Source organism: Nocardia sp. CY15 (genome assembly GCF_009829295.1).
GTDB lineage: Bacteria > Actinomycetota > Actinomycetes > Mycobacteriales > Mycobacteriaceae > Nocardia > Nocardia sputi.
This window is the reverse complement of record NZ_VUOT01000004.1, coordinates 147,441-171,550: the sequence shown is the minus strand read 5'-3', so window position 1 is coordinate 171,550 and position 24,110 is coordinate 147,441. Positions and strand designations below refer to the sequence as shown.

Genomic DNA, 24,110 nt, shown 5'->3' with positions numbered 1-24,110 from the left:
CGGTGTGCGGCGCGTCAGCGTCGGAACCCCTCCACCGGCCGGAACTCGGCGTCGGTGTCGCCCACTTCGTTGCGGTACCACGTCTCGCGCCGCGATCGCTGGACCCGGTCGGCCAGCTGGTCGAGACCGGGCACCAGTCTGCGTGCGGTCTCCAGCGCGAACAACACCGGCCACTGCGCGATCGGATGCAGCACCCAAGGGAAGCGCCGGGGCATGCGGTGACTGCGATAGGTCGCGGGCGGCAGCCAGAATGCCGTATAGCCGATCTGCATCCGGTAGTTGATCTCGTCGCGGATTCGCTTGCGCCACGGCGTGTTCGTCTTCGGCGCGAAGGCGGGTAGGTACGACTCGACCAGTTCCGCGCCGTCCGATCCGGCGGTGCGGGCTCGCTTGACGAACGCGGCGAACATCAACTGCACGGATTCGCGAAAGTTCGCCGGATACCAGTCCGGCTGGACGCCGAGCAGGTGACCGACATAACGCCAGAAGTGCAGGGTCGCCTCGATCTCGCGGATCGTGGTCTGATGACCCACGCTCCACAGCGCGAGGCCGGGCACCAGGCTGCCCGCCATCAGCGTCAACGTCGCGTCGCCCACGCTGATCGGCACGCCCCACGCCGCGTGATCCCATTCCGGCCGCTGCATCAGCTTGCGCCGGATGAACACGTGCATGATCCGCACGCGCATGGCTGTCTGCCTGCCGCGGGCGCCGGGCGCCAACCCGCCCGGCTCGGAGACGTCGATCCAGAAACGAACCGTCTCCATCTGCCGTTTGTGCGCCCGATCCCCGGCGTAGCCGCCGGTGTAGGACAGCGGTTTGGTGATCGAACTCTCCGAGTACATCTCCAACGTGCTGGTCGTCGCGAAGCTGAATACCGAAGTGCCCCAGCGTCGGAACACCTTCGCGCCGTGCTCCACCGCGGCGAGGTCGAGCCACGCGGGCGGGGTCTCGAACTCTCCGAACAGCCGGATCAGTGAGGCGGGCGCGTCCGGGACCGCGGCGACTCCGTGCGCGAGCGCTCGGTCCAGCATGGCCCGCCCCGCTTTCGGTCCGATCGGCCCGAGGTAGACCTCGTCGACGAATGCCTCGGCGACCGGATCGGCCTGGTAGTAGGCGGCGGCGAAACGCTGGACCAGTTCCTCGGACGGTTGCGGGTCGAACCGGAAAACGGCGCGCCACAGCTTGCGCGCTCGTTGGACGCGCGGGTCGCCGAGTTGATCCCAGTAGCGGAATTCGGTGGGAACGGTGCCGTCGGGGACGGCGGCGATCGTCGCGGGCGCCGTGCTGTCCTGAGCCATGACTCAGCCTAAAATGAGCGAATGCTCACCTTCTACTCGCTTTTCGACCAAGAACCCGCTGATGTCCGCAGAGGGTGATATCCGGCGAAAAAGCCCGAAACAAGAGCGAGCTAGAGAAACTCGCGATCGCATATTGCACTCCGCTACTCAGCTTTTCGCCGAGCGCGGCGTCGACAACACCTCGACCAACCGGATCGCGGCCCACGCCGGTATGAGCATCGGTTCGCTCTACCGGTACTTCGCCGACAAAGAGGAGATCCTCGCGGAGTTGCGCACCCGGTTGCTCGCCGAGCTGGAGGAGCAGTTCACCGCCGCGGTGCTCACCGGGCTCTCGCTGGACCCGGGCGAGTCGTTCGCGCTCAGCCTGCGCGGCATCGTGCACGCGCTGATCGAGCGTCGCGCGCTGGTGCGCGCCCTGGCCGCGCGGGCGTCGCTGGACCGGCTCGGCTTCGGCGAGCTGGAACGGCGACTGCTCGTGCTGACCAGGGCTTACCTGCTGCATCTGCTCGGACCGCTGCCCGACGACGAACTCGACGTGAAGGCGTACGTCATGGTCAGCGTCGGCCTGGCCAGCAGCCTGCGGATCGGGCTCGACCCGCCCGCGCACCTGGACCGTGAGCGCCTGGTCGAGGAAACCGCGGCCATGGTCGGGGGCTGGTTGCGCCCGTGAACCGATGGATCAGATACGGCGCAGGCCGTTGAGGAACGGGCAGCCGGCCAGCATGCGTACCGCGCGGCTGAGCGCCTCGATGTCGTCAGCAGGCGCGCTGAACGGCAGGCGGAAATCGTGGTCGCCGTCGTGCCCTTCCACCCGCAGGGTGAGTCCGTAGCGGTCGATGGCCAGCGGGTGCACGACGCCGTGCTGCAGACGCGGCGGCAGGTGCCTGGCCAGCTGGGCGACGACGTCGGCGTGGTCGGCCTGCATGTGCTGTAGCCACGCGGATTCCATGGCGCAGAACGGGTCCGGCGCGGCCAGCCGTAACTCCTCGCTGCTCACCGATTCCGCGCCGGTCGAGTCGGCCACCACCGCGGAGTCGATCACCAGCCGCAGCAGGGTGGCGCCGAAGCCGATGTCGAGCAGTGCGGGATGCGGGTGCTCCTTGGCCACCTCGGTGGCCAGTGCGCGCTGCGCCTGCGTGGGCACCGCGCGCACCCAGCCGCGCAGCCAGACCAGTGCGCGCACCGGCTCGCGCAGCGGCAGCGGGGCGTGGTCGGTGAGCTCCAGCACCGCGGGCGCACCCTGCTCCCCGGAGTTGCCCGCCAGGAGCGCGGCGACCGAGGCTGTCGGCACGGCGATCACCGCGTCGCCACACTGCCGTACGTGGTGCACGGACGCGGGTGTCGGATCGATGCCCGGCATGGCCAGCACCGCTTGCTCCGCGTGGGCGCACGCGCTGCGCACCCGCTCGGCGGTGGACGGTGCGACGGTCGGGGTCGGACGCGGCATACAAACCTCCGTGGAGCGAGCGGCGCTTCAGCGTATTGATTAGGTTACCCTAAGCTAAGTGACGTTGTCCGCTTCCGCAAGCGTTCCGATCGACTCGAGCGCGACGAACTGGGTCGAGACGGCTGGGTCGGGGTTGTTACGGTGAGGGCGTGTCGGAAGGGTCGGAATCCGGAGAACCGGTGCTGGTGACGTTGTCGACGCCCGCGCGGCGCAGTCTGGTCGACGGATTGGTTCGCAACATCGGCGCAAGCCCCGCCGCGCCGACTCTGGAGCTGGACGCTGCGGACAACGAGATCGCCGACTTCCTCGCGCACGTGGCCCACTCCGATACCGGCTTCGTCGCGCGCACGTCCTCCGGCGAGCGCGCGGTGGCCATTGTCGCGGCCACGGCCGCCGCCCTCTGCGGTGACGACATCGGCACCGCGCTGCGCAACCCCGATATCGCCTTTCTGACTTCCCTGAAACCAGCGGCCGTCGAGGCGGTCCGCTCCGTCCTGCTCGCCGTCGAGACCGAGACAGGCGACCAGGTGAACGACGCGTTGCGTGTGCTCAACGGAGGCTGAACGCCGCTCGGGCGGCCGTCGAACAGATACCGGGCGTGGGCTTGGCCCTTGCAATCGGTGGGGAGCCGGGCGGGTGCGCAAGTAATGTCGTAACCGTGCCGCGAATCGCGTACTTCGGGCCCTCCGGAACCTTCACCGAGATGGCCCTCGCAGAACTCGAATCCTCGGGAGCCTTCGACGGACCCGTCGAGCGGATTGCCGCGCCCAGCCAAGGGGCCGCGCTGGACCTGATCCGCTCCGGTGACGCGGACGGCGCCGTGGTGCCGATCGAGAGTTCCGTCGAGGGCTCGATCTCGGCGACGCTCGACTCGCTGGCAATCGGCCCGCGTCTGCAGATCGTGGCCGAGACCGAACTCGAGGTGAGCTTCACCATCCTCGGCAAGCCGGGCACGGCGCTGCCGGATGTGCGCACCCTCGCCGCGTACCCGGTGGCCGCCGCCCAGGTGCGGCTGTGGGTCGCGCGACACCTGCCGCAGGCGCGGTCCTACATCTCGGCGTCCAACGCCGCGGCCGCCGAAGACGTGGTGGCGGGCCACGCCGATGCCGCGGTCTCCACCGCGCTGGCGGGAGAACGGCTGGGGTTGATCGCACTGGCCTCCGGGGTCGCCGACCACGAGCAGGCGATCACGCGTTTCGTGCTGTGCACCCGGCCCACGGTGGCGCCGCCTCCCACAGGAGCCGACCGCACCTCGATCGTGCTGGAGTTGCCGAACATACCGGGCTCGCTGATGCGCGCCTTCGCCGAATTCGCCACGCGCGGCATCGATCTGACCAGGATCGAGTCCCGGCCCACTCGAACCGGTATGGGCACCTACCGTTTTTATCTCGACTGCGTCGGGCACATCGACGATACGGCGGTGGCCGAGGCGCTCAAGGCGCTGCACCGCACCGCGCGGATCCGTTATCTCGGGTCCTGGCCCGCGACTTCGGCCGGGGGCACGCCGCCACCGTCGGACGAAGCGGCGGCGGAGTGGTTGATTCAGTTGAGAAAGGGGATGGCGGACCTATGACCGGCAGGTTGATTCTGGTCCGGCACGGAGAGACCGAAGGTAACGTCGCCAAGCTGCTGGACACCAGGATTCCCGGATTGCCGCTGACCGAACGCGGTGCGGCACAAGCCAAAACGTTCGGTGAGGGTCTGCTGCGCCCGCCGAAGGTGTTGTTCTCCTCTGCGGCGCTGCGTGCGCGTCAGACCGCGAGCTACATCGAGGCGGCGACCGGTGTCGCGGCGATGGTGCTCGATGGATTGCACGAGGTACAGGCCGGTGACCTGGAGGGACAGCACAGCGAGGAGTCGCACCGAACCTTCCAGCGGATCTACCGTGCCTGGCACGAGGGCGATCTCACGGTTCGGGTACCCGGTGGCGAATCCGCGCAGGACGTCTTGGACCGTTTCCTGCCCGCGATCGCCGAATTGCGGGACACCTATCTTTCGCCCGACGACGACGGGCACGGCGACGTGATGGTGGTCACTCACGGCGCCGCCATGCGGCTGGTCGGCCGCACGCTCGCGGATGTACGCCCGCCGTTCACGACGAACAATCACTTGGACAATACCGAGACCATCGAGTTGGTACCGATGCCCGATGGTGGGTGGGAATGCATTCGCTGGGGCCGGTTCACGCCGCCGTTCGGATATGACGTCTCGCCGACCTCCGACGATCCGATGGGCTAGCGACGGTTGCTCGGTGGTTCAGGAAAGCTTCGGATTGGTCGGGAAATCCTCGCGTTCCGGCAAAGAGGTGATCAGATCTTGCACCGCCGTGCGCAGTCGCGCGGGGGTTCCGCTGCTGAGTGACGTCCACTTCACGCCGTCGTCGGACTTGCTCGCGGTCGCGATGAATCGTCCTGCGCGCGTATTGAAGACGGCGATGTGGTTGTCTGCCACGTCTCGGGTGCCGTCCCCGTAGATCACCCCGACGATCTCGGCGTACGAGTGGATCTCGACCAGGGCCGCGGCCAAGGTCTTCGCATCGTGCGTGGGGTTGCCGACCTTCGTCAGCCGTTGCGCGGTGGCCGCGGCGTCGCCGGTGTCGCCGAAGATTGTGGCGAGCTCTTCGGTCGGAGCGTTCATCCCGTACAACTCGAGCGGCTCGGCGTAGCCGAGTGCCGCGAGAACCGTACCGGGCAGATCGATTCCGGCCTCATCGATGACATAGGAGTCCTGTCCCCGAAGGGCGACGACCGGGAGGTCGGCGCCCTTCGCCAGACAGAAGCGGCTGACCCACCCGTCGACGACCAACCGCAGCGCGATGATCCAGTGAGGCCGGTTCAGCGCGCGCAGCCGATTCTCCAAGTCGCGGTGCAGCGCGCCATCCAGGATCAGCTCCCGCTGCGCGAGCGACTCGGCGGCCGCGTCCATCGCCGCTCGGTGATCGGTCACGTTGTCGTAGCGTGCCCGAGCGTTCAACACAACGGGAACTTCGATCTGCAGTTTCTCGATGAGAAACTGCATCTCGTCGAGCGACAGGACGACCGACTCGAGCGTCGACGGGCCGCGGCCCGCACCGAGTACGGTCACCTACCCGTCCCGCTGAAGCCACCGCCGATGACTCCATCGGCGGTGAGACGGCCGTCGTTGAAGTGCTCGGTCGACCGCAGGTAGTCCCGACCGTTGTGCTCGGTCTCGTCGTCCTCGTCGCTGCGGACCTGGTTACCGAGCAGGGGGTTGCCGTTGCCGGTGTTCGCGGGCCGGACCGGCGCCGCGTCGACGGCCTTGACCGCGACGGTTTCCTGCACCGGAGCGGAGCCGCCACCGATCGTGCCACTCGAGCCCCAGCCTTCCGGCAGCTTGAGCGAGCCGTTGCTGATGCCTGCCGCCGAGCCGAGGCCGGAGAAGGACACCGCGCGGGTCGCCGCGCCGGCAGCGGTGGCCGCCGCCCCGGCGCCCATGGCCATCGGAGCCATACCGGAGAAGGCAGGCGCGGAGGTGCTGGTCGCCGCGGCGATCGCGCTGCCTGCGACATTTCCGACGGTGGAGACACCGGTGGTGGCGATCGAGCCGACGGCCTGAGCGGCTTGGGTGGCAGCGCTCGCCACGCCGGGGTTGCTCAAGAACGCCTGGGTGGCGGCGACGGCCGCCTGGATCGGATCCGCCGGGACCTCGCCGGCGGTGTCCGCCGCCTGTTCGGGGCTGGCCGTTCCTGCGCCCTTGGCGATCGGCGGCGGCGGCGCGAACTCGGCAGGCGTGGCGACCATGGCGCTGGTCGCGGCCTCGTAGGTTTCCATGACCAGCGCGGCTCGGATGTCCATGGCGTGCCTGGCGACCTCCGCGACCTCGAACGCGCCGCTGAGCACGCCCGGTGGGTTCGCCGACGCGGCCAAGGCGGTGTTGACGGCCGCGATCTCGGGTGGGCTCGGCATCGCCAGCGAGGCGACGGTGTAGGCGGTGGCGTTCGCCGCGGCCTTCGCGCCCATCGCGGCGGCTTGGACGCCCTGCTGCTCGGACCAGCCGAGGAAACCCGTGAGCTTGCTCAGCGCGGCGATACCGTTGATGCCCTGCATTCCGACGCCGAGTTCGGCCATCACCCTGGCGACGGTCGTCGTAGCGTCGACCCAGGCGGCGGTGAGACCGCCCCAGGCGGTGGCGGCGGCCGAGATCGGAATCGCGTGCGCGCCCGCGTGAAGGGTGGCCGAATTGATCTCCGACGGGCGCGCAGCCCAGATCACCCCGGTGACTCCTGCAACCATGTTCGATTTCTCCCCTGCTTCAGCTGATGGAACTGTATGCCCGAACTACACCTGGATGGCGCTGATGCCGGCGGCGCGCACCACATCACCGGCGACATGCTGGGCCAACTGCGTGCGCAGCGTCGCCGCCGCGTGGTGGCATTCCAGGATCGCCTGCGCGATCGCACGGTCGTGCGACATCGCGCCTTGGTTGAAATGGCTCGCGCTGAGGAAGGAGACCTCCTCGGCGCCGGAGGGCAGCACGTGCGTCGCGGGCGCGGTGATCGCCGCGGCGGCGGCCAGACGTTCGGCGACGAGGTCGAGTTCGGCCGCGGCGGCGAGAATGGCTTCGGGTGCGATCAGTACATGTCCAACCATGACTCGACTCCTTCTAGTGGCTGTGGGGCGGAACCACGAGAATTCCCCCTTCGAGTGATAGGACGCGACAGCAACGCGATCGGTTCCATCGAATCCCCAATTTTTCGATCTCCGTGCCGATTACACACCCCTCGCCAGGGGCGCGCAATACAGCTCGTTCAGACTAGCCCCATCCCAGCTGATGCAGGCGGTCTTCGTCAATGCCGAAATAGTGTGCGATCTCATGGATCACGGTGATCGCGACCTCTTCCACCACCTGCGACTCGTCGGCGCAGAGTTCGAGAATGGCGTCGCGGTAGATGGTCACGGTGTCGGGAAGCGCTCCGCCGTATTGGCTGTCGCGTTCGGTGAGGGCGATGCCGTGATACAGGCCGAGCAGATGCGGATCCTCCGGATTGCGCGGCTCGATCAGCACGACCACATTCTCGATCGCGCGGGCCAGCTCGGACGGGATGAGATCCAATGCGTCGCCGACCAATTCCTCGAACCGGTCGGCGGACATCGAAACGGGCATCGGCGCTCGGCTATCTCGGCTGGGGCTGCGGCGGCAGTGGGGCGGCGCCGGGCAGCGGCGTGGGCGTGGAACGGCCGCTGTTCGGCGGCGGCACCGGAGCCTGGCCGTTGATCAGGATGTCGCCTCTGGCCGAACCGGTGATCGGCGCGAAGCCTTCCCGATCAGCCCCCTTGCCGATCATGCAGTCCAGCTTGCGGCTGCCCGCCATCCAACTGCGGGCGTCGATGTAGTCGAAGAACAGCGTGAGCGTCTTGTTGCGGATGACGTCCGGCGCGCCCAGGTACTCGGTCGAAGTGCGGCCGCACTCCTCCTCCATGAACTTGTCCTGGTCGTCTTTCGCGGGCGGGCCGCCGGTGAAGTGGGCGCCCAGATCGATGGTGGAGACGATCTCCACGGCGTGCGGCTGGGCGCAGTCCACGGGATCGGTGGGCAGGTTCTGGTTGATGCCCAGGCACACGCCCGGCCCGTACACCCTGGACTGATCGTGCTCGGTGGCGCTGCCCGCCGACGGCGGGGTGCCCACGCTGGCCGCGACCTGCAAGCCGCAGCGCAGCGTTCGGTCACCGTGCTGCCAGCCGTCCGGACTGGGGTACATCAACCCGACGATGTACTTGCCGCGCGGATCGAAGCGGCCGGACATGTACTCCTGCACCGCGGGCACGCAGTGCTCTTCCTTCAGCTCGGTGAGCCGCAACGAGTCGGGGAACCGCGATCCCGGGCCGAACTCCTTGCCCGGATAGCGACTCATATCGATGTCGGCCGCGACCTCGAACATGTGCTTGTTCGAGCAGTTGACCTTGACCAGGTCGGACCGGTCGGGCTTGGTCCAGCTCAGGCAATCGCCCGTGGCGGCGGTGCCGAACTCCTTGTCCAGGACGGGCGGCGCCGGCGCGGCGGGATTGTGGGCTTCCAGGCCCTTCTCGTTGTCGAAGCCGGTCACGAACAGCGTCACCAGGGCCGCGACGACGGCGCCGACGGCTACCGCGAGCAGGCCCCAGCGCAACGTGTGCGCCGAGAGATGCAAGTCGCGCAGCTTGCTGTCGGCGAGCGCGGCCTTGGCCGAGTCGAACGAGCGCCGTACCGAGTCGGCGCGCGACGACGCGCCGCGCTTGGGCGCCTGCGGGGACCGGGACACATGTTCGGAGGACATCGCGGTCCATCATGGCAGCGTCCGTGCCGGGGTGCCACGACCTGCCCCGATCGGCGCGGCACCGGCGCGTCGCGGTCAGCCGCGCAGCGCCGACAGGAAGACTCCGGGCAGCCGGGCGGGGTTGGCATCGGCGTAGAACTCGGTGAGCCTGCGCCCGGTGATCGCGGCGGTGGCGTTGTCGACGAACCACGGCGGCTTCGGGGAGAGTGCGAGTTCGCCGCCCAGCAGCGAGCGCGGCGCGGGCCGGAACGGTCCGCGCACGATCGTGCGCTCGACATCGTCGAGCAGCAGGGCGTTGTGCACCACGCCGATCCCGCTCTGCACGTCGTCGAGGGTGTGCCCGGGAAAGGCGCCCCAAGCGGCCCGCGGCGTCAGGAAAGCCAGCCCGGTCCAAGTGTTCACCGCGATCGCGCCGTAGCGCAGCCGCTCGATGGCGCGGTCGAAGGCGATGCCGAGCCTGCGAATGGTCGTCGGATGGGCGAGCACGTTCGCGCCGAGCGTCCCGGTCAGCTCGGCATTCGCGAAGTCCACCGCGCGCTGCAAGAACTCACCGCCCGCGTAGGGCAGCTCCACCACGCCGAGCACGGGGGAGAAGTACTCCGTGCGCAGCAGCGGCGTGCCGGTCGGCGGCAACCCGTCGACCAGCACCCGCCCCGCGCCGAGACGCTCGGCCTCCGGATACGAGGCCAGCGCCCCGGCGACACGGGCGTCGCTGCCCGGGTAGTACGCGGTGCGCTGTGGCGCTCGTTCCATCGCAAGGCGCAGCTCGGCGAGGAATTCGTCCTTGCGGTCCCACTCGGAGCCGATCACCACCGCCTGCGCGGCCACACAGTTGTAGCCGCCGTTGTGCAGCCGCTGCGTCGCCACGTGCTCGGCCTGGTAGCGCAGGTCGGCGGCGGACCAGTCGCCGGGTACCACGATGGTCGGCGAGACGCCGCCCAGCTCGCTGGTGATCGGTTTGTCCAGCAGGGGCCGGTTGTCCTTCTTGCGCTGCGCGCCCTCCGCGCCGGGGCCCCACACGATGGCGTCGTGGGTCTGCGCGCTGCCGGTCATGTGCACGTGCGCGACATCGGGGTGGCGCACCAGGTAGCCGCCCTGCTCCGCGCCGCCGGTGAGGATTCGCAGCACGCCCAGCTCCAGCAGCGGTTCGAACACCATCTCGAACACGGTGAACAGCGGGTCGGTGATCGGGTTGAGCTTCAGCGCGACCACCCGGTTGTGCGCGAACAGCTCGTAGAGCGCGTCCAACGGCGGAATCGAGGTGATGTTGCCCGCGCCGAGCACGGCGCCGATCCCGCCGGTCGCGGTGGGATCGAGCTGGCCGAGTCCGGCCCGCTTGCGCGCGGTGCCCGCGTCGACGCCGGGCCGCAGCCACACCTCGCCGCGGAAACCGTTGAGCAGCAGCCGGTCGTAGACGCCGAGCGGAAGGATCGGCACCGCGACCCGTCCACCCGGAGCTTCCCGCAGCGTGATATCGGTCAGCGGGCTGCGCCCGGTCTCCAGTGCGGCGAGGGTCGCCGACAGCGCGGCGGTGGCCTGGAGCAGGGTGAGCGGGCCGGACATCCATTCCTCGCCCGCCGACGGGGAGTTCTCGTCGAGGTCCTTGACGACGCACGCGGCCCGCACCCAGTCCTCGGCGAAGCGGCCGCTCCGGGCGTGGATCTCGTCGAGCAGTTCGCGGCGGCGGCGCAGCGGGGTCGCGGCCCAGGCTTTCTCGCCCGCCGCGAGGTCGGCCAGCGCGTTGTCGATGGCGGTCTCGTCGAAAGGGGTGCCCACAAGCCCACTATGCGCGCGATCGAGCGCCGATGGACCGCATCCTGGGATATCGGGGTGAAACGGCAACACACCGACCACTAGGCTGGTGGCTCATGATCGACCTCCGATTCCTGCGGGACAACCCCGACGCGGTGCGCGCCTCGCAGCGGGCCCGCGGCGAAGACCCCGCCCTCGTCGACGCGCTGCTCGAGGCGGACGCGGCGCGGCGCGCCGCGGTGGCCACCGCGGACAACCTACGCGCCGAGCACAAAGCGATGGGCAAGCTGATCGGTAAGGCGAGCAAGGAGGAGCGGTCCGCGCTGCTGGCGCAGGCGTCGGAGATGTCGGTCAAGGTCAAGGAGGCCGAGGCCGCCCAGCACGCCGCCGACGCCGATCTGGACGCCGCGCACCGCGCCATCTCGAACGTGGTGCAGGAAGGCGCGCCCGCGGGCGGCGAGGACGATTACGTCGTCCTGCAAACCATCGGCACGCCGCGGGAATTCGACTTCGAGCCGAAGGATCACCTGGAGCTCGGCGAGTCGCTGGGCCTGATCGACATGGAGCGCGGCGCGAAGGTATCGGGGGCCCGGTTCTACTTCCTGACCGGTTACGGCGCGCTGCTGCAACTGGGTCTGCTGCAACTGGCCGCGCAGAAGGCCGTGGCCAACGGCTTCACCATGATGATCCCGCCGGTGCTGGTGCGCCCCGAGGTCATGGCGGGCACGGGGTTCCTCGGCAGGCACTCGGCCGAGGTCTACCACCTCGCCGACGACGACCTCTACCTGGTCGGCACCTCGGAGGTGCCGCTGGCGGGCTACCACTCGGACGAGATCCTCGACCTGAGCGGCGGGCCGAAGCGGTACGCGGGCTGGTCGTCGTGTTTCCGCCGGGAGGCGGGCAGCTACGGCAAGGACACTCGCGGCATCATCCGGGTGCACCAGTTCGACAAGGTCGAGATGTTCGTCTTCACCACGCCGGACCAGGCCGACGCCGAACACGAGCGCCTGCTCGCCTGGGAACAGGAGATGCTCGCGGCGATCGAGGTGCCCTACCGGGTGATCGATGTCGCGGCCGGTGATCTCGGCAGCTCGGCGGTGCGCAAGTTCGACTGCGAGGCGTGGGTGCCCACCCAGCAGACCTATCGGGAACTCACCTCGACGTCCAACTGCACCACCTACCAGGCTCGCCGGTTGAGCATCCGCTATCGGGACGAGAACGGAAGGCCGCAGATCGCCGCCACTTTGAACGGCACGCTCGCGACCACCCGCTGGATCGTGGCCATCCTGGAGAACCATCAGCAAGCCGACGGGTCGGTTCGTGTGCCGCCCGCGCTCGTCCCATTTGTCGGTACCGACGTGCTCCAACCGTCGAACTGACTACGCGCGAATGACGTTCAGGTGAATAGCCAATCGTTCGCCATGCCGGATTCCCGGGATGTGGCAACCGGCGGGATTCCTTATGTTTAGGCTATTCATCGTGCGAGGAATCGGGTCTCGCGGCGATACCCGAACCCGGGTGCGGGCCGCGTCTGCGTTGGCGACGGCTATGGTCATGGCTCGGACCACCGGGGCGTTCTACGTCATGGGCGGTGTGCTCGGTTTACTGATCACCGCCATCGCCCCTGGCGAGGAGGGTAATCGGCCGCTGGTGGGCGGAGCGGCGGCGGTAGCGCTGGCGCTCGGTTTGACGCTGCTCGCGTGGGGGCCGCGCCTGCCGCATTCGATCCATCACGTCTACGTGGCGATCGCGACGGTACTGGTGACGATCGCGGTGCACTCCTTCCCGAACACCGTGGGCGCGATCAGCCTCGCGGCGTTCTACGTGTTCATCGCCTGCGATGCCGCCCTGTTCTTCGCCTGGTCGCAGGCGGCAGCCCATATCGCGTTCGCCTTGGTGCTGTGCCTGTGGGTGCTGCCCGCGCGGCCGGTGACTCCCGGGCTGCCGTGGTGGGCGGGGCTGATCCCGGCAGGCGTGACCTTCGGCGTCGGCGTCGTCGTCGGGATCCTGACCAGGATGGCGTCCGAAGCCGACATCGATGTGCTCACCGGCCTGCTCAACCGCCGCGGCTTCGACCGGGCGCTGAACACCGCGATCCAGCAGGCCACCAGGACGGAGCAGGGACTCGCGCTGGTGCTGGTCGACCTCGACCGCTTCCAGAAGATCAACGACCATCTCGGTCACCGCGCCGGTGACGCCGTCCTGCAACGGGTGGCCGACACCTGGTCGAAACTGCTGGCCCCCGACCAGCGCCTTGCGCGCTACGGCGGCGACGCGTTCGCGTTGCTGCTGCCGAACACCACCGAGCAGGCCGCGATCCTGCTCACCGAACAGCTGCGCGCGGCGGTGACCACCGGCTGTTCGGCAGGCGTGACCTCCTGGCAGCCGGGGGAGTCCGGGTCGCTGCTGGTCAGCCGTGCCGACGTCGGCCTGTACCGGGCCAAGCAGGCCGGACGCAATCGGACGGTGCTGGAGTCCTCCCGGCAGTTGCCGCTCGCGGTGGAGCTGCGCGAGGCCATCGACCGCGGCGCCCTCGACGTGCACTACCAGCCGATCGTCAGTCTGACCGAAGGCGGCGGCAAGGCGGTGGGCGTGGAGGCGTTGCTGCGCTGGTCTTCCAGCGCGCAGCCGGACGTCACCACCGAGGGCTTGATCCGCGTCGCCGAGGAGTACGACCTCATCGCCGATCTGGACGAGCTGGTGCTGCGCCGCGCCTGCGCGGACGCGGCACGGTTGCAGGAAACCTTCGCCCAGCTCGACCTGACGCTGAACGTGAACGTCAGTGGGCTGGAGCTGGCCGAAGCCGGCTACGCCGACCGGGTGGCGGGCATCCTCGCGAGCACCGGGTGGCCCGCCGATCAGCTGGTGCTCGAAGTGACCGAGAGCGAGCTGGCCGCCGAATCGCAGACCGCGATCGAGAATCTGCACACCCTGCGCGACCGGGGCGTGCGCATCGCCATCGACGACTTCGGCACCGGCTACTCCTCGCTCAGCAGGCTTGCCACCCTGCCGAGCGACATCCTCAAGGTCGACCAGTCCTTCGTCGCGGCGATCCGCTCGGACTCGCCCGCGCCGCCGTTGCTCGGCGTGATCGCCGCCCTGTCCAATGCGCTGGACTTGCAGGTCATCGCCGAGGGCGTGGAGACCGAGTACCAAGCCGCGGTGCTCACCGAACTGGGCTTCGCGCTCGCGCAGGGCTACCACTACAGCGATTCGCATCCGGTGTCGGAGCTGATCAGCGACCTGAACGAGAACAAGGGCCGGGTCGGCCCCGGCGTCACGGATCGGGAACTCGGCCACGGGGACTCGGTCGCCGCCAACGGCTGGGTGCCGCTGCCGTAATTCGCTTGACGGCGCGAGCCGACCGTGAGCATGCTGTTGCACATGCGTTTGCTCATCTATGGCTGTTGATTCGCCCGATCGCTGCGCGCCCGTTCAGCGGGTAGCGCGCGCACGCTCGATCTGCGCTCGCTGACGGTTCGGGCGGTGCTCTTCAAGAGCATCGGTGAACTGATTCCGCTGTACGCGCTGTATGCCCTGCTGTTCGCCGACCACGGCATGAGCACGGGGCAGATCTCCCTGCTGTTCGCGATCTGGTCTGCCACCTCGTTCCTGCTCGAGGTGCCCTCCGGTGCGTGGGCCGACACCGTCTCGCGGCGTGGGCTGCTCGTGCTCAGCGGCGTATTGCTGACGGCAGGCTTCGCGCTGTGGACCGTAGCGCCCTCCTTCGGCGGTTTCGCCGCCGGTTTCGTGCTGTGGGGTACCTCGGGCGCTCTGGCCTCCGGCACGTTCGAGGCGCTGCTCTACGACGACCTCGCGGCCCGCGGTGAAGCCGCGGCCTACCCGCGCATCCTCGGTTACACCCGCGCGGGCGCGGAAGCGGCCGTCGTCGTCGCCATCGTCGCCGCGACGCCCCTCTACCTCTATGGCGGCTATGCCCTGGTCGGCTGGTCGAGCGTCGCGGTCGCGGCCCTGCACACGCTGATCGCGCTGTCGCTGCCCACGGCGCCCAAGGCGGTCTCCGCTACGAATGTGGACGATCTGGAAGACGAGGAGCAGGCATCGCCCGCGCAGCCCGCTGGCGTGTCCGGTGCTCTGGTCGTGGATGAGCGCACCGGAGAAGGCGAGTTCGCCTCCGAGGTCGCGGTGATCGAGCCGGGAAACCTCGCGAACCCCGCGCGGCCGTTCGCGCGATACCTCACCATGCTGAAGGCCGGTGTGGGCGAAGCGGTTCGGGTGCGGGCCGTGCGCTGTGGCGTGCTGCTGGAGGCGCTGTTGTTCGGGATCACGGCGTTCGACGAGTACTTCGCCCTGCTGGCGGAGGAAGCGGGCGTCTCGACAGCCGTGGTGCCGCTGCTGGTCGGTCTCACCGTGCTGGGTTCGCTGACCGGTTCGGTACTGGCGGGGCGCACCGAAGGGATGTCGGGCCGGACGATGTCGGTCGCGGTGGGTTTCGCGGGTCTGCTGTTCTTCGCCGGCGCGTTGGTCGCCGGGCTCGCGACCGGCCGTCCGGACGCTGTTTACCCGCTGACCGGTCTCGGCTTCACGGCGATCGGAATCTCCTACGGCATCGTCTACAACGCCGGAATCGTCGCGGGAGCCCGTCTTCAGGACGCCATCGAAGGCCCGGCCAGGGCCACCGTCACCTCCGTCTCCGGGCTCCTCGGGGAGGTGTTCGCCCTGGTGGTCTTCGGTTTCGCCGCCCTGGTGACGCTCTGGTTCTCCATGTCCACCCTCCTGGCCCTCCTCGGTGGGTCCATCCTTGCCATAGCCACCCTCGCCCCGCGCTGGCTTCCTTCCCATTCCGACTGACCGCGAGTGGCACCGCGAACATGAGCCGCTCGTCGCCGGGGTCCGTTGGGTAGCGTGCGGGTCGTGAGTGCGCAGGCGAGGGTGGGACTGGTTTTCGGGTTCGGGATCGGTGCCGGTGTCGCGGTGCAGGGGCGGATCAACGGCGCGCTCGGTGCGCGACTCGAGGACGGGATCGCCGCCGCCACCATCAGTTTCGCCACCGGACTGCTGGCGCTCGCGGTGGTGTTCGCGGTGAGCGCGCGCCAGCGGGACGGCATGCGGCAGGTGCGGCGCGCGTTGTCCGACGGCGCGTTGCGGCCGTGGCAGTTGCTCGGCGGTCTGTGCGGCGCGTTCTTCGTCGCGTGCCAGGGTCTGACGGTCGCGGCCATCGGGGTCACCGCGTTCACCGTGGCGACCGTCGCGGGCCAATTGCTCAGCAGCCTCGTGGTCGATCGGCTCGGCCTCGGCCCGAGCGGCCGCACGCCGGTCACCGCGGTACGTCTGGCCGGTGCGGCGCTCGGCGTGGTCGCGGTGCTGATCGCCGGATCGGGCAACACCGGCGCGACCGATGGTGGTCTCTCGGTTCCCGAAGCGCTGCGCGGCACCCCGACGGCGTTGCTGATCGTGCTGCCCGCGCTGGCAGGCATCGGCCTGGCGTGGCAGCAGGCGGTGAACGGCAAGGTCGGCGCCGTCGGCGGATCTCTCTCGGCGGCGATGGTCAATTTCTGTGTCGGGTTGGTCGCTCTGCTCGTCCTCGCGGCCGTGGTGACCGCCGCTACCGGCGGTCCGGCCGAATTCCCCGCCGAGCCGTGGCTGTATCTGGGCGGGCTCATCGGCGTCGCGTTCATCGCGCTGGCCGCGCTGACGGTTCGCTGGATCGGTGTCCTGCTGCTGGGGCTCACTTCGGTGGCGGGGCAGTTGCTGGTTTCGGTGATCCTCGACGTACTGGCCCCGACCAGCGCGGGCCTGTCGGTCACCGCGGTCATCGGCTGTGTGCTGACTCTGGTCGCGGTCGCCGTCGCCACTCGCTCGCAGTCCTGAGGACACTCCTCGCGCATTCATGTCCGAAGCGCATGAATGTGGGAGGGTGCGCTCATGCTGATCGAATACGGTGTGTGGGTTTCGCGGCTGGGTCTGTGTGTCGTTTTCGGGCTGTCGGCGTGGGGCAAGCTGGCGGATCGGAGTGCGACGCGGCAGGCGGTGGGCGATTTCGGGATACCGTTGCGCTGGGCGCCGACGGTGGCCTGGGGGCTGCCGATCGCCGAGTCGATCATCGCGGCCGGCGTGTTGCTTCCGTGGGTATCCGGCGTGGCCGCGCTGGCGGCGCTGCTGTTGCTCGCCGTCTTCACGGCGGCGATCGCTCGCTTGCTGCGGCGCGGTGAGCATCCGTCGTGTTCCTGCTTCGGTGGTGCGAGCGCCGCGCCGATCGGGCCGAAGACGCTGATACGCAACGGCCTTCTCGCCGCGCTCGCCGTAATCGTCGCCCTCGGCGCGCAGACACATCCGCGGGTGCCGATGAGCCTGCCCGCCGACAACGCGATCGGCTGTGCGGTGGTGGCCGCGCTGGTCGCGGTGCTGGTATGGCTGGCGGGTGAGCTGCGCATCCTGCGCCGCCGGGTGGACGAGCAGGCGCTGTCCACCTTGGGGGCGGAGGGCTTGCCGGTCGGGGCGGTGGCGCCGGAGTTCGAATTGCTCGATACCGAGGGCAGGAAGACCACGCTCGAGGATCTGCTGGCCGCGGCGAAGTCGGTGCTGCTGGTCTTCGTGCATCCGGGCTGCGAGCTGTGTGCGGCGCTGGCCCGGGAATTGCCCCGCTGGCACGCGCGAACAGCACACGCGCTGACGATTGTCGCGGTCGGCAACGGCGATGCCGCCGAGCAAGCCGCCTGGGGTATCGAGCAGGGATTGGGCGCGATCCCGTCTCTCGTGCAGCAGGGCAACGAGGCGGCCCTGCGTTACCGGGTGCGCGGCACCCCGTCCGCGGTGTTGATCGACCCCGACGGACGTGTCGCTGCGCCGGTCGCCAGAGGTGGCATCGCGATCCGGGAGCTGACCGGCAAGGTGCGATCAGCGCCGCGTAAGCCGCAGCGCAGCAGGATCACGGCGGGAATCTAGTTTCGGGGCGTACCTCTTTTTCGCCGCCGAGACCGACCCGAGCCCGGTTATCAGCTGTTTGGCAAATTATCAGCAAATATTGGGCTCGGCGCGGATAGGATCGAGTCGCACCGGTGCGGAATTCGCCATCCATCGACAAGAGGACCCACCGACAAGAGGGGAAGACATGGCGCTCTTCGCATTCACCGACTACTCGGGCAAAGAGTTCATCATCCAGTTGAACAACCAGCAGCGGATCGAGGAAGCCCGCCGCATCCTGACGGGTGACGAACAGATGTCCGTGCACGTCATGGGACGGATCCGGAAGCTTCCGGCCCCCTACAACCCGGGCTGGGACTTCCATCTGGACCCGGAGACCATCACGTTCTTCACCATGGCGATCGAGGTCTGCGACGCCAGCATCATGTACGTCAACGACCACCTGGACGAGGCGTGTGGCGCATTCCTGCCCGGCTGTATGTGGTGCCCGTGGTCGTCGAGGCTTGTCCGCGAAGTCACCAATATGTAGAAATCTCTCGGCAATCGCTTCCGGCCGGCGTGTACGCGCCGGCCGGAACGCGGGGTTCAGTCGAGCTTGCGCGAGCGCAGTTCGTGCCCCTTGGACGTCTTGCAGCGACCCGACTCCAGGTCCCACTGCCAGCCGTGCAGGTTGCAGGTGAGGGTGTTGCCCTCTACAACTCCGAATTTCGACAGGTCCGCCTTCAGGTGCGGGCAGCGGCGCTGCACCTCCCATCCACTGAGCTCGGCGGAGGCGGAATCGTCGTGCGCCTCGGCGAACCAGCCGTCGGCGTAGGCGATGCGCTCGTCGGTGAGGCACTTGAAGAAGGTGTAGAGGAACTCGTTGTACCCGCCGATCCGCCAGGCCTGGAAGCGGGTGGACAGGAAGATGGTGTTCACCCAGTCCGGCTCGCGGTCGCGCAGCACCGTGCGCACGAGTTCCGGCGCGATGCGGAAGCCGTAGCGGTAGCGGCCCTCGCCTTCGATCGGCTCGCGCACCGTGCGCTTGGGAAAGTCCAGCACGATGGTTTCCTCGCCGATCACCAAGCCGACCGGGTAGCCGATGCCGTCGCAGATCACATCGCTCTGCGACATGATCGGCTCGAACAACTTCCGCAACGGTTCCAGCAGCGATCCCTCGCCGCGTTCCCACGTCGCCTTCTCGGCCTCCAGCACCGGCGCGAGCCGCTGCGCCATCCGCTCGATGTACTCGGCCTTGTTGTCGTAGATCTCGGCGGGGTCACTGGGATGGGTCAACGTCAGCTCGGCGCCGCGCACGTCGGCGACCGAACCCGGGATCATGAGGATGCCGCCCGCGTTTCCGTGGATCTGCATCTGCTCCAGGAACACCTTCTGGTCGGGGAAGATGTTGCCCTCGTCGCCGCGATCGTCGTTGAGGTAGCGCAGCTCGTCGTCCAGGAACACCGGCGGACCGGCCGAAGGCACCACCCAGGTCGCGCCGACCTGCTCGATGTAGCTGCGGGCCCGGTCCATGCCGCGCTGACGCTTCTGCTTGCCGAAGTTCGACTTGGTGCGGGCCGGGATGTCGTAGACCATCGGGTACCAGATCGCACCCGAGTACTGCAGCAGGTGGATGTCGACGTGGCCGAACGCGTCGTGCAGCACGTCCATGTCGACCGGTCGCGCGTCGTTCATGTTGAAGCAGGTCGTCTCGCCGTCGGAGACGACCAGCCCCGAATCGCCGATCGGGCCGTCGGCGGGCGCGCGCAGCGCGATGATCATGATGTCCAGGTCGCCGCCGGGACCGGTCACCGTGTGCTTGACCGAGTCCTCCGTCTCGAAGAACTTATGGAAGCCCAGTTGTTCGAGCTCGCGCCGCAGGTCGGGCACCGGGTAATCCGGCAGCAGCACGGTCGCGGCCTTGTTCACGTGCTCGGTCAGCGTCCGGGCGTCGAAGTGGTCGCGGTGTAGATGCGAGACGTACAGGAAGTCACATGCCCCCAGCTCGTCCCAGTCCAGCTGGGTGTTGTCGGGGAACGGGAACCAGGAACCGAAGTACGCGGGGTTCACCCAGGGATCGCAAAGGATCGACCCGGCCGCGGTGCGGATATGGAATCCGGCGTGTCCGACGCTGGTGATCTGCACTAGCTGCTCCTCCTGCTGTTGCCAGCCAACCAGGGTAGTAGTTATGGCGAGACGTCGCCGATGCAGTAGCCGTCCGGCTCGGACCGCAAGGTGAAGGTGCGGGTCTGCGTCACGCCGGAGGAGTTGGTCACCGGTACGAGCACCGCGATGTAATCGGTGTTCACCTGCTCCGACCGGATCTGCTGGTCGGCGAACTCTGTGGCCCCGGTGAGCACGCCCTGGTTGTCGGCCAGCGGGGCGGGGCTCGGACGCCCGGTGCCTTTGGGGTCCCAGGTCGCCGGGGACGCCTTACAGATCAAAGGGTAGTCGCCCTCTTTGTCGGCGGGGTCGAGCGGAGTGCCGACGAAGCGCGACAGGTACCGGCGCACCGTGTGGCGGGCATCGGCGTCGTTGTAGGCGATCTCCGCGCCCGCCGCGGCGACGCGTGGGCAGGCATAGCCGGTCTCGATCTCGGCGCGATCCGCAGCGACCGTGGTCGTCGAGCTCTTCCAGACGACCGCCTGCTCGGTCGCCGTGCCGGGCTGCGCCAAAGCGGTGAGGATCTCCTGCTGGTCCTGGTACATGTCGGCCACGTTCTTGGGCGCGACGGTCCAGCACTTCTCCTGCATTTCGGCGATGGTGTGCGATCGCAGGTCGGCCGCCCAGCGCTGCATCGCGGTGGCGGCGGCGGGCAGCCCGGTGACCGCGCCGACCGGTGGAGCGTCGGCGGGGACCGGGGGCAGCGCCGAGGTGCTCTGTGGCGGCGTGGTCGGGACGGCGGCGGGTGGTGTGGTCCGGACGGCCGCCTGCGGCGCGCTCTCCTCCGGAATGCCGACCACGGAGTCGCAACCGGTCAGGGCGACCGTTCCGATCAGGATCAAGCCGCCGATGAGCGCACCCCGGGCGGCTCGCCCGGCGGACGCCCGAGTCCGAACACTCGCTGAACGGCGGTCGTACTCGCGCGGTACCGGTCGGGCGCGTTCCACTTCGACGATCCTCTTCTCTCCGGGCGTTCGGTTCGGGCTGCTCACGCGTCCTGGCTCCGGTGCGGCTCGATGGCGGCGATCTGCCGGTGGGGGCGGGCAGCGACTACGCTAGCGGACTTGTGGAACCCGTCTATCGGACGATCATCGGGCTCGCCCGAACCGTCTTCTTCATCGAAGGTCTGAAGTTCACCGTCAAGGGTGATGAACACATTCCCGCCCGGGGTGGCGCCGTGCTGGCGGTGAACCACACCGGCTACATGGACTTCACCTACGCGGGCCTGCCGGTGCGCACCCCGAAGCGCTACATCCGGTTCATGGCCAAGAAAGAGGTCTTCGACGACAAGATCTCCGGTCCGATCATGCGGGCGCTCAAGCACATCCCGGTCGACCGTTCGGCGGGCGCGGACTCCTACAAGGCCGCGGTGGAATATCTGCGCCGGGGCGAACTGGTCGGCGTGTATCCCGAAGCGACGATCAGCCGCAGTTTCGAGATCAAGGAATTCAAGTCCGGCGCGGCGCGCATGGCCATCGAGGCGGAGGTGCCGATCATCCCGATCGTCATCTGGGGCGCGCAACGGGTGTGGACGAAGGGTTTCCCGAAACGGCTCGGTCGCACCAACACGCCCATCTCGATCGCGGTCGGCGAGCCGATCCAGCCATTCGAGCCCGCCGCGGAACTCACCGCCGAGCTGCGCTCGACCATGCAGGAGATGCTGCTGGACCTGCAGAAGGACTACGTGCACGAGCCCGGGGCGTACTGGGTTCCGGCCCGACTGGGCGGCAGCGCTCCTACCCTGGAAGAGGCGGACGCGATGGACGCCGCCGAAGCCGAGGCGAAGGCCGCCCGCGAGGACGCGGCGGATCAGTAACGGGAGCTGTGATGGCGCGGGAACCGGTCTACGACATCCTCACCGGCTTGGCCCGCGCCATCTTCTTCGCCCAGGGTCTGCGCATCGATATCGAAGGGCAAGAGCACATTCCGCGCTCCGGCGGCGCGGTGGTGGCCGTGAACCACACGGCCTACCTCGATTTCATGGAGGTCGGACTGGTCGGGCGGAAGTCCGGCCGCAATGTCCGGTTCATGATGAAGGCAGAGCTCGAGCACGGCATCGTGGGCTTCCTCATGAAGCACTGCAAGGCGATCGGCGTCGACCGCACGGCGGGCGCCGAATCGTATGCCCGCGCGGTGACGGCGCTGCGCGAGGGCGAGCTGGTGGTGGTATATCCCGAGGCGACGATCAGCCGTAGCTTCGAGCTGAAGGAATTCAAGTCCGGCGCGGCGCGCATGGCGGTGGAAGCCGACGTCCCGATCGTTCCGCTGGTCATCTGGGGCGCCCACCGGATCTGGACCAAAGACATTCCTAGACAGCTCGGCCGTCACAAGTTCCCGGTGCACATCCGCATCGGCGACCCCATCCCGCCTGCCGAACCGGCGGAAGAACTCACCGCCACCATGCGCACCCGCATGAACGAGCTGCTGGACCGAGCGCAGCAGAACTACCCGATGCAGCCGGGCGCCCGCTGGGTGCCCGTCCGGCTGGGCGGGACTGCTCCTACTCTCGCGCAAGCCGCCGTCCTGGAGCGGGAGGAAATGGAACGGCGACGCCGGGCCAAAGAGCGCCGACAGGGCGGCACCGCTATCGGATCACCCTAGGTACGGTCGCGTTCTTTTCTCTGCGTGATGCCGCAGGCGGAGGCGGACCGACTCGTGCACGGGTTCGTCTGCGAGCTGTTCGACCGAAAAGAATCGGACGTCGGTGGACTCGTCACTGACCGTCAACCGCCCCCCGACTACCTTGCCGTAGAAGGTGATGTTGAATTCCTGGCGCACCTCACCGTCAGAGTAGGCGATGGCATGCTGCGGATCAGTGTAGATACCGAGGAGACCGGTGATTTCGATATCGAGTCCTGTCTCTTCCTTGGTCTCCCGAATCACGCACTGCTCGAGGGTTTCGCCGATCTCCATGGTGCCGCACGGCAGAGACCAGTTGCCCGAATCGGCTCGGCGCTGCATGAGGATCGCGCCTTCGTCGTCGACGACCAGAGCGGACCCACCCGGAACCAGACTATTGGCTCTCGGAGCGGCGGGATCTCGGTAGTAGTCGCGTCGATTGACCATCTCTGCCTTTGATCGGGATAGCGAAGCGTCCGGCCGGGCGCGATGGTTCTCCGGCCCGTGGTTCGATCGTTACGCGTGATTCAGACGAGCATTCCTTGGATTTCGGCAATGCGCCGGTCGAGACGTGCCGAGTGCGCGGTGTCGGCTGCGGTCTGTGCCTCGCGAATGGTGGCCCGTGCCGCGTCCAGGTCACGAGTCTTCAGGTATGACTCCGCGAGCCAGGTACGGTACAGGGCTACCTCACGGACTCGCTCGGTGGAGAGTTGCTCGATCGCTCCGGAGAGTAATGAGTGTGCCTTTCGGGGCTCGTCCAGTTCTACGAAGCACCTGCCCGCCATCACGTCTATCTCGGTACGGTCCACCCAATACACCCACTCGGGCTCGGGAATGTCCGGTGAACGGCGGTCGTAGGCGTCGTCCACCGCATCGAGCGCTCGCTGGGCTGCGTCGGGATCGCGTGTGCGTGCGCATGCCCACGCCAAGCGGTCGGTGAGCAACGACCGGACTACCGGAGGCGCATCGGTCGCTCCCTTGACGGCGGTGCGTGCGAGCAGCGCTGCCTCGTGCGGGTTGCCGACATTGGCGATCTGATAGCTCAGACTCGACAGCAGTTGCGCCGTCAAGACGCGGTCTCCGGCGTCATCAGCCGCTGACGCACCGCTCAGATACAGACCTTGTGCGTCGCCATACCTGCCTGCGTCGCTCGCTACCCAGCCCGCCAGTTGGGCGAGTTCACCGGCTACGACCAGCAGTCGCTTGCCCACTCGTTCGGAATAGCTGCATTCGGTGATGACCTCCCGCGCGCTCTCGAACTCTCGTAATACCAGCGGGAATAGTTCCTCTCCGCCGATGCTGTCATCCAGGTGCCGCAGTTCGACCACGCGGCGTTCCATCTCGGTCGCCAAGGAATCGCCCACCCGTCTCCCAGCGGAGGCATGCGTCTTCGGTGCGGAGTCTGCCACCAGCCATTCGTGTGCGATACGGATCGGGTCCGGTGAGGGGGTCATGAGGGCGCTTATCGGGATGTTCAGCGCGCGTGAATAGCCGATGATGTGTTGCTGTTTCACCTCCCGCTGCCCGTTCTCCAACATACCGAGCAACGACTTGCTGTAATTCGTCTTCGCCGCGAGCGCGGCCAGGCTGACTCCTCGGCTTTGCCTGGCGGCCCGGAGCAGTGATCCAGGATTCTCCATCGATCCCACGCACCCCGATTCTGTGGACTTTTGTGGACGGCAAATCGACTCCG

The 24,110-nt window shown here is 68.1% G+C and carries 24 protein-coding genes; 12 read left to right on the top strand and 12 right to left on the bottom strand.

What is annotated here, in order from left to right; translation table 11 throughout:
- Positions 1 to 14 precede the first annotated feature (14 nt).
- On the bottom strand, positions 15 to 1,298 hold the full coding sequence (locus GVY39_RS08680) for an oxygenase MpaB family protein (protein WP_159922379.1): 1,284 nt from the start codon (positions 1,296 to 1,298) through the stop codon (positions 15 to 17).
- Between the two features lie 133 nt (positions 1,299 to 1,431).
- Between GVY39_RS08680 and GVY39_RS08675 the strand changes: the two genes are divergently transcribed.
- A complete protein-coding gene (locus tag GVY39_RS08675) occupies positions 1,432 to 1,968 on the top strand; it encodes a TetR/AcrR family transcriptional regulator (RefSeq protein WP_159922381.1) in 537 nt (178 codons plus the stop codon).
- Positions 1,969 to 1,977: 9 nt separating this feature from the next.
- On the opposite strand, the gene GVY39_RS08670 is transcribed toward GVY39_RS08675, so the two are convergent.
- Positions 1,978 to 2,745 carry a DUF2470 domain-containing protein gene (locus tag GVY39_RS08670; protein WP_159922383.1) on the bottom strand — a complete coding sequence of 256 codons (768 nt, stop codon included), beginning with the start codon at positions 2,743 to 2,745 and terminating at the stop codon, positions 1,978 to 1,980.
- Between the two features lie 149 nt (positions 2,746 to 2,894).
- Between GVY39_RS08670 and GVY39_RS08665 the strand changes: the two genes are divergently transcribed.
- The 3 genes from GVY39_RS08665 to GVY39_RS08655 all read left to right on the top strand — a co-directional run bounded on the left by GVY39_RS08665 (position 2,895) and on the right by GVY39_RS08655 (position 4,983).
- Entirely contained in the window at positions 2,895 to 3,308 is a 414-nt protein-coding gene (locus tag GVY39_RS08665; protein ID WP_159922385.1) for a hypothetical protein, read from the top strand.
- Positions 3,309 to 3,403: 95 nt separating this feature from the next.
- Entirely contained in the window at positions 3,404 to 4,318 is a 915-nt protein-coding gene (gene pheA / locus GVY39_RS08660; RefSeq protein ID WP_159922387.1) for a prephenate dehydratase, read from the top strand.
- Positions 4,315 to 4,983: a histidine phosphatase family protein gene (locus tag GVY39_RS08655; protein ID WP_159922389.1), complete on the top strand. Its 669-nt coding sequence runs from the start codon at positions 4,315 to 4,317 to the stop codon at positions 4,981 to 4,983. The genes pheA and GVY39_RS08655 overlap by 4 nt, the downstream gene beginning before the upstream one ends.
- An 18-nt stretch (positions 4,984 to 5,001) precedes the next feature.
- On the opposite strand, the gene GVY39_RS08650 is transcribed toward GVY39_RS08655, so the two are convergent.
- The 6 genes from GVY39_RS08650 to GVY39_RS08625 form a co-directional block, all read right to left on the bottom strand.
- Positions 5,002 to 5,829, bottom strand: a complete 828-nt coding sequence (locus tag GVY39_RS08650; protein ID WP_159922391.1) for an ESX secretion-associated protein EspG — start codon at positions 5,827 to 5,829, stop codon at positions 5,002 to 5,004.
- Positions 5,826 to 6,998: a PPE family protein gene (locus tag GVY39_RS08645; protein ID WP_159922393.1), complete on the bottom strand. Its 1,173-nt coding sequence runs from the start codon at positions 6,996 to 6,998 to the stop codon at positions 5,826 to 5,828. Before GVY39_RS08645 ends, GVY39_RS08650 begins: the two co-directional genes overlap by 4 nt.
- A gap of 45 nt (positions 6,999 to 7,043) precedes the next feature.
- Complete coding sequence (locus GVY39_RS08640; RefSeq protein WP_159922395.1) at positions 7,044 to 7,355, bottom strand: PE domain-containing protein; 312 nt, start codon at positions 7,353 to 7,355, stop codon at positions 7,044 to 7,046.
- A gap of 163 nt (positions 7,356 to 7,518) precedes the next feature.
- Positions 7,519 to 7,869: a metallopeptidase family protein gene (locus GVY39_RS08635; protein WP_159922397.1), complete on the bottom strand. Its 351-nt coding sequence runs from the start codon at positions 7,867 to 7,869 to the stop codon at positions 7,519 to 7,521.
- A gap of 10 nt (positions 7,870 to 7,879) precedes the next feature.
- Positions 7,880 to 9,019 carry a septum formation family protein gene (locus GVY39_RS08630; protein WP_159922399.1) on the bottom strand — a complete coding sequence of 380 codons (1,140 nt, stop codon included), beginning with the start codon at positions 9,017 to 9,019 and terminating at the stop codon, positions 7,880 to 7,882.
- A 75-nt stretch (positions 9,020 to 9,094) separates the two neighbouring features.
- Positions 9,095 to 10,795, bottom strand: coding sequence for an aldehyde dehydrogenase family protein (locus tag GVY39_RS08625; protein WP_159922401.1), 1,701 nt, complete (start codon positions 10,793 to 10,795; stop codon positions 9,095 to 9,097).
- A 92-nt stretch (positions 10,796 to 10,887) separates the two neighbouring features.
- On the opposite strand from GVY39_RS08625, the gene serS reads away from it, so the two are divergent.
- From serS to GVY39_RS08595, 6 genes are all read left to right on the top strand, one after another.
- The gene (gene serS / locus GVY39_RS08620) at positions 10,888 to 12,150 is read left to right on the top strand and encodes a serine--tRNA ligase (RefSeq protein ID WP_159922403.1); all 1,263 of its coding nucleotides are present in this window, start codon (positions 10,888 to 10,890) and stop codon (positions 12,148 to 12,150) included.
- A 175-nt stretch (positions 12,151 to 12,325) separates the two neighbouring features.
- Positions 12,326 to 14,113: a bifunctional diguanylate cyclase/phosphodiesterase gene (locus GVY39_RS08615; RefSeq protein WP_236565348.1), complete on the top strand. Its 1,788-nt coding sequence runs from the start codon at positions 12,326 to 12,328 to the stop codon at positions 14,111 to 14,113.
- Positions 14,114 to 14,257: 144 nt separating this feature from the next.
- On the top strand, positions 14,258 to 15,583 hold the full coding sequence (locus tag GVY39_RS08610) for an MFS transporter (RefSeq protein ID WP_195069829.1): 1,326 nt from the start codon (positions 14,258 to 14,260) through the stop codon (positions 15,581 to 15,583).
- Positions 15,584 to 15,646: 63 nt separating this feature from the next.
- Positions 15,647 to 16,603, top strand: a complete 957-nt coding sequence (locus GVY39_RS08605) for a DMT family transporter (protein WP_159922407.1) — start codon at positions 15,647 to 15,649, stop codon at positions 16,601 to 16,603.
- A gap of 54 nt (positions 16,604 to 16,657) precedes the next feature.
- Positions 16,658 to 17,677 carry a MauE/DoxX family redox-associated membrane protein gene (locus GVY39_RS08600; protein ID WP_159922409.1) on the top strand — a complete coding sequence of 340 codons (1,020 nt, stop codon included), beginning with the start codon at positions 16,658 to 16,660 and terminating at the stop codon, positions 17,675 to 17,677.
- Between the two features lie 166 nt (positions 17,678 to 17,843).
- Positions 17,844 to 18,185 carry a calmodulin gene (locus tag GVY39_RS08595; protein WP_159922411.1) on the top strand — a complete coding sequence of 114 codons (342 nt, stop codon included), beginning with the start codon at positions 17,844 to 17,846 and terminating at the stop codon, positions 18,183 to 18,185.
- A 56-nt stretch (positions 18,186 to 18,241) separates the two neighbouring features.
- Here GVY39_RS08595 and GVY39_RS08590 read toward each other — a convergent pair whose 3' ends face one another.
- Positions 18,242 to 19,780, bottom strand: coding sequence for a Rieske 2Fe-2S domain-containing protein (locus tag GVY39_RS08590; protein ID WP_159922413.1), 1,539 nt, complete (start codon positions 19,778 to 19,780; stop codon positions 18,242 to 18,244).
- A gap of 41 nt (positions 19,781 to 19,821) precedes the next feature.
- Positions 19,822 to 20,745 carry a hypothetical protein gene (locus tag GVY39_RS08585; RefSeq protein WP_236565349.1) on the bottom strand — a complete coding sequence of 308 codons (924 nt, stop codon included), beginning with the start codon at positions 20,743 to 20,745 and terminating at the stop codon, positions 19,822 to 19,824.
- 119 nt (positions 20,746 to 20,864) lie between these two features.
- Here GVY39_RS08585 and GVY39_RS08580 point away from each other — a divergent pair, with 119 nt between their 5' ends.
- Positions 20,865 to 21,614 (top strand): 1-acyl-sn-glycerol-3-phosphate acyltransferase, encoded by a 750-nt coding sequence (locus GVY39_RS08580; RefSeq protein WP_159922417.1) that lies wholly within the window; start codon positions 20,865 to 20,867, stop codon positions 21,612 to 21,614.
- An 11-nt stretch (positions 21,615 to 21,625) separates the two neighbouring features.
- Positions 21,626 to 22,399, top strand: a complete 774-nt coding sequence (locus GVY39_RS08575; protein ID WP_159922419.1) for a 1-acyl-sn-glycerol-3-phosphate acyltransferase — start codon at positions 21,626 to 21,628, stop codon at positions 22,397 to 22,399.
- Here GVY39_RS08575 and GVY39_RS08570 read toward each other — a convergent pair.
- Entirely contained in the window at positions 22,391 to 22,864 is a 474-nt protein-coding gene (locus GVY39_RS08570; protein ID WP_159922421.1) for an NUDIX domain-containing protein, read from the bottom strand. The genes GVY39_RS08575 and GVY39_RS08570 overlap by 9 nt on opposite strands.
- Before the next feature lie 80 nt (positions 22,865 to 22,944).
- A complete protein-coding gene (locus GVY39_RS08565; RefSeq protein WP_159922423.1) occupies positions 22,945 to 24,057 on the bottom strand; it encodes a helix-turn-helix domain-containing protein in 1,113 nt (370 codons plus the stop codon).
- Between the last annotated feature and the right edge of the window lie 53 nt (positions 24,058 to 24,110).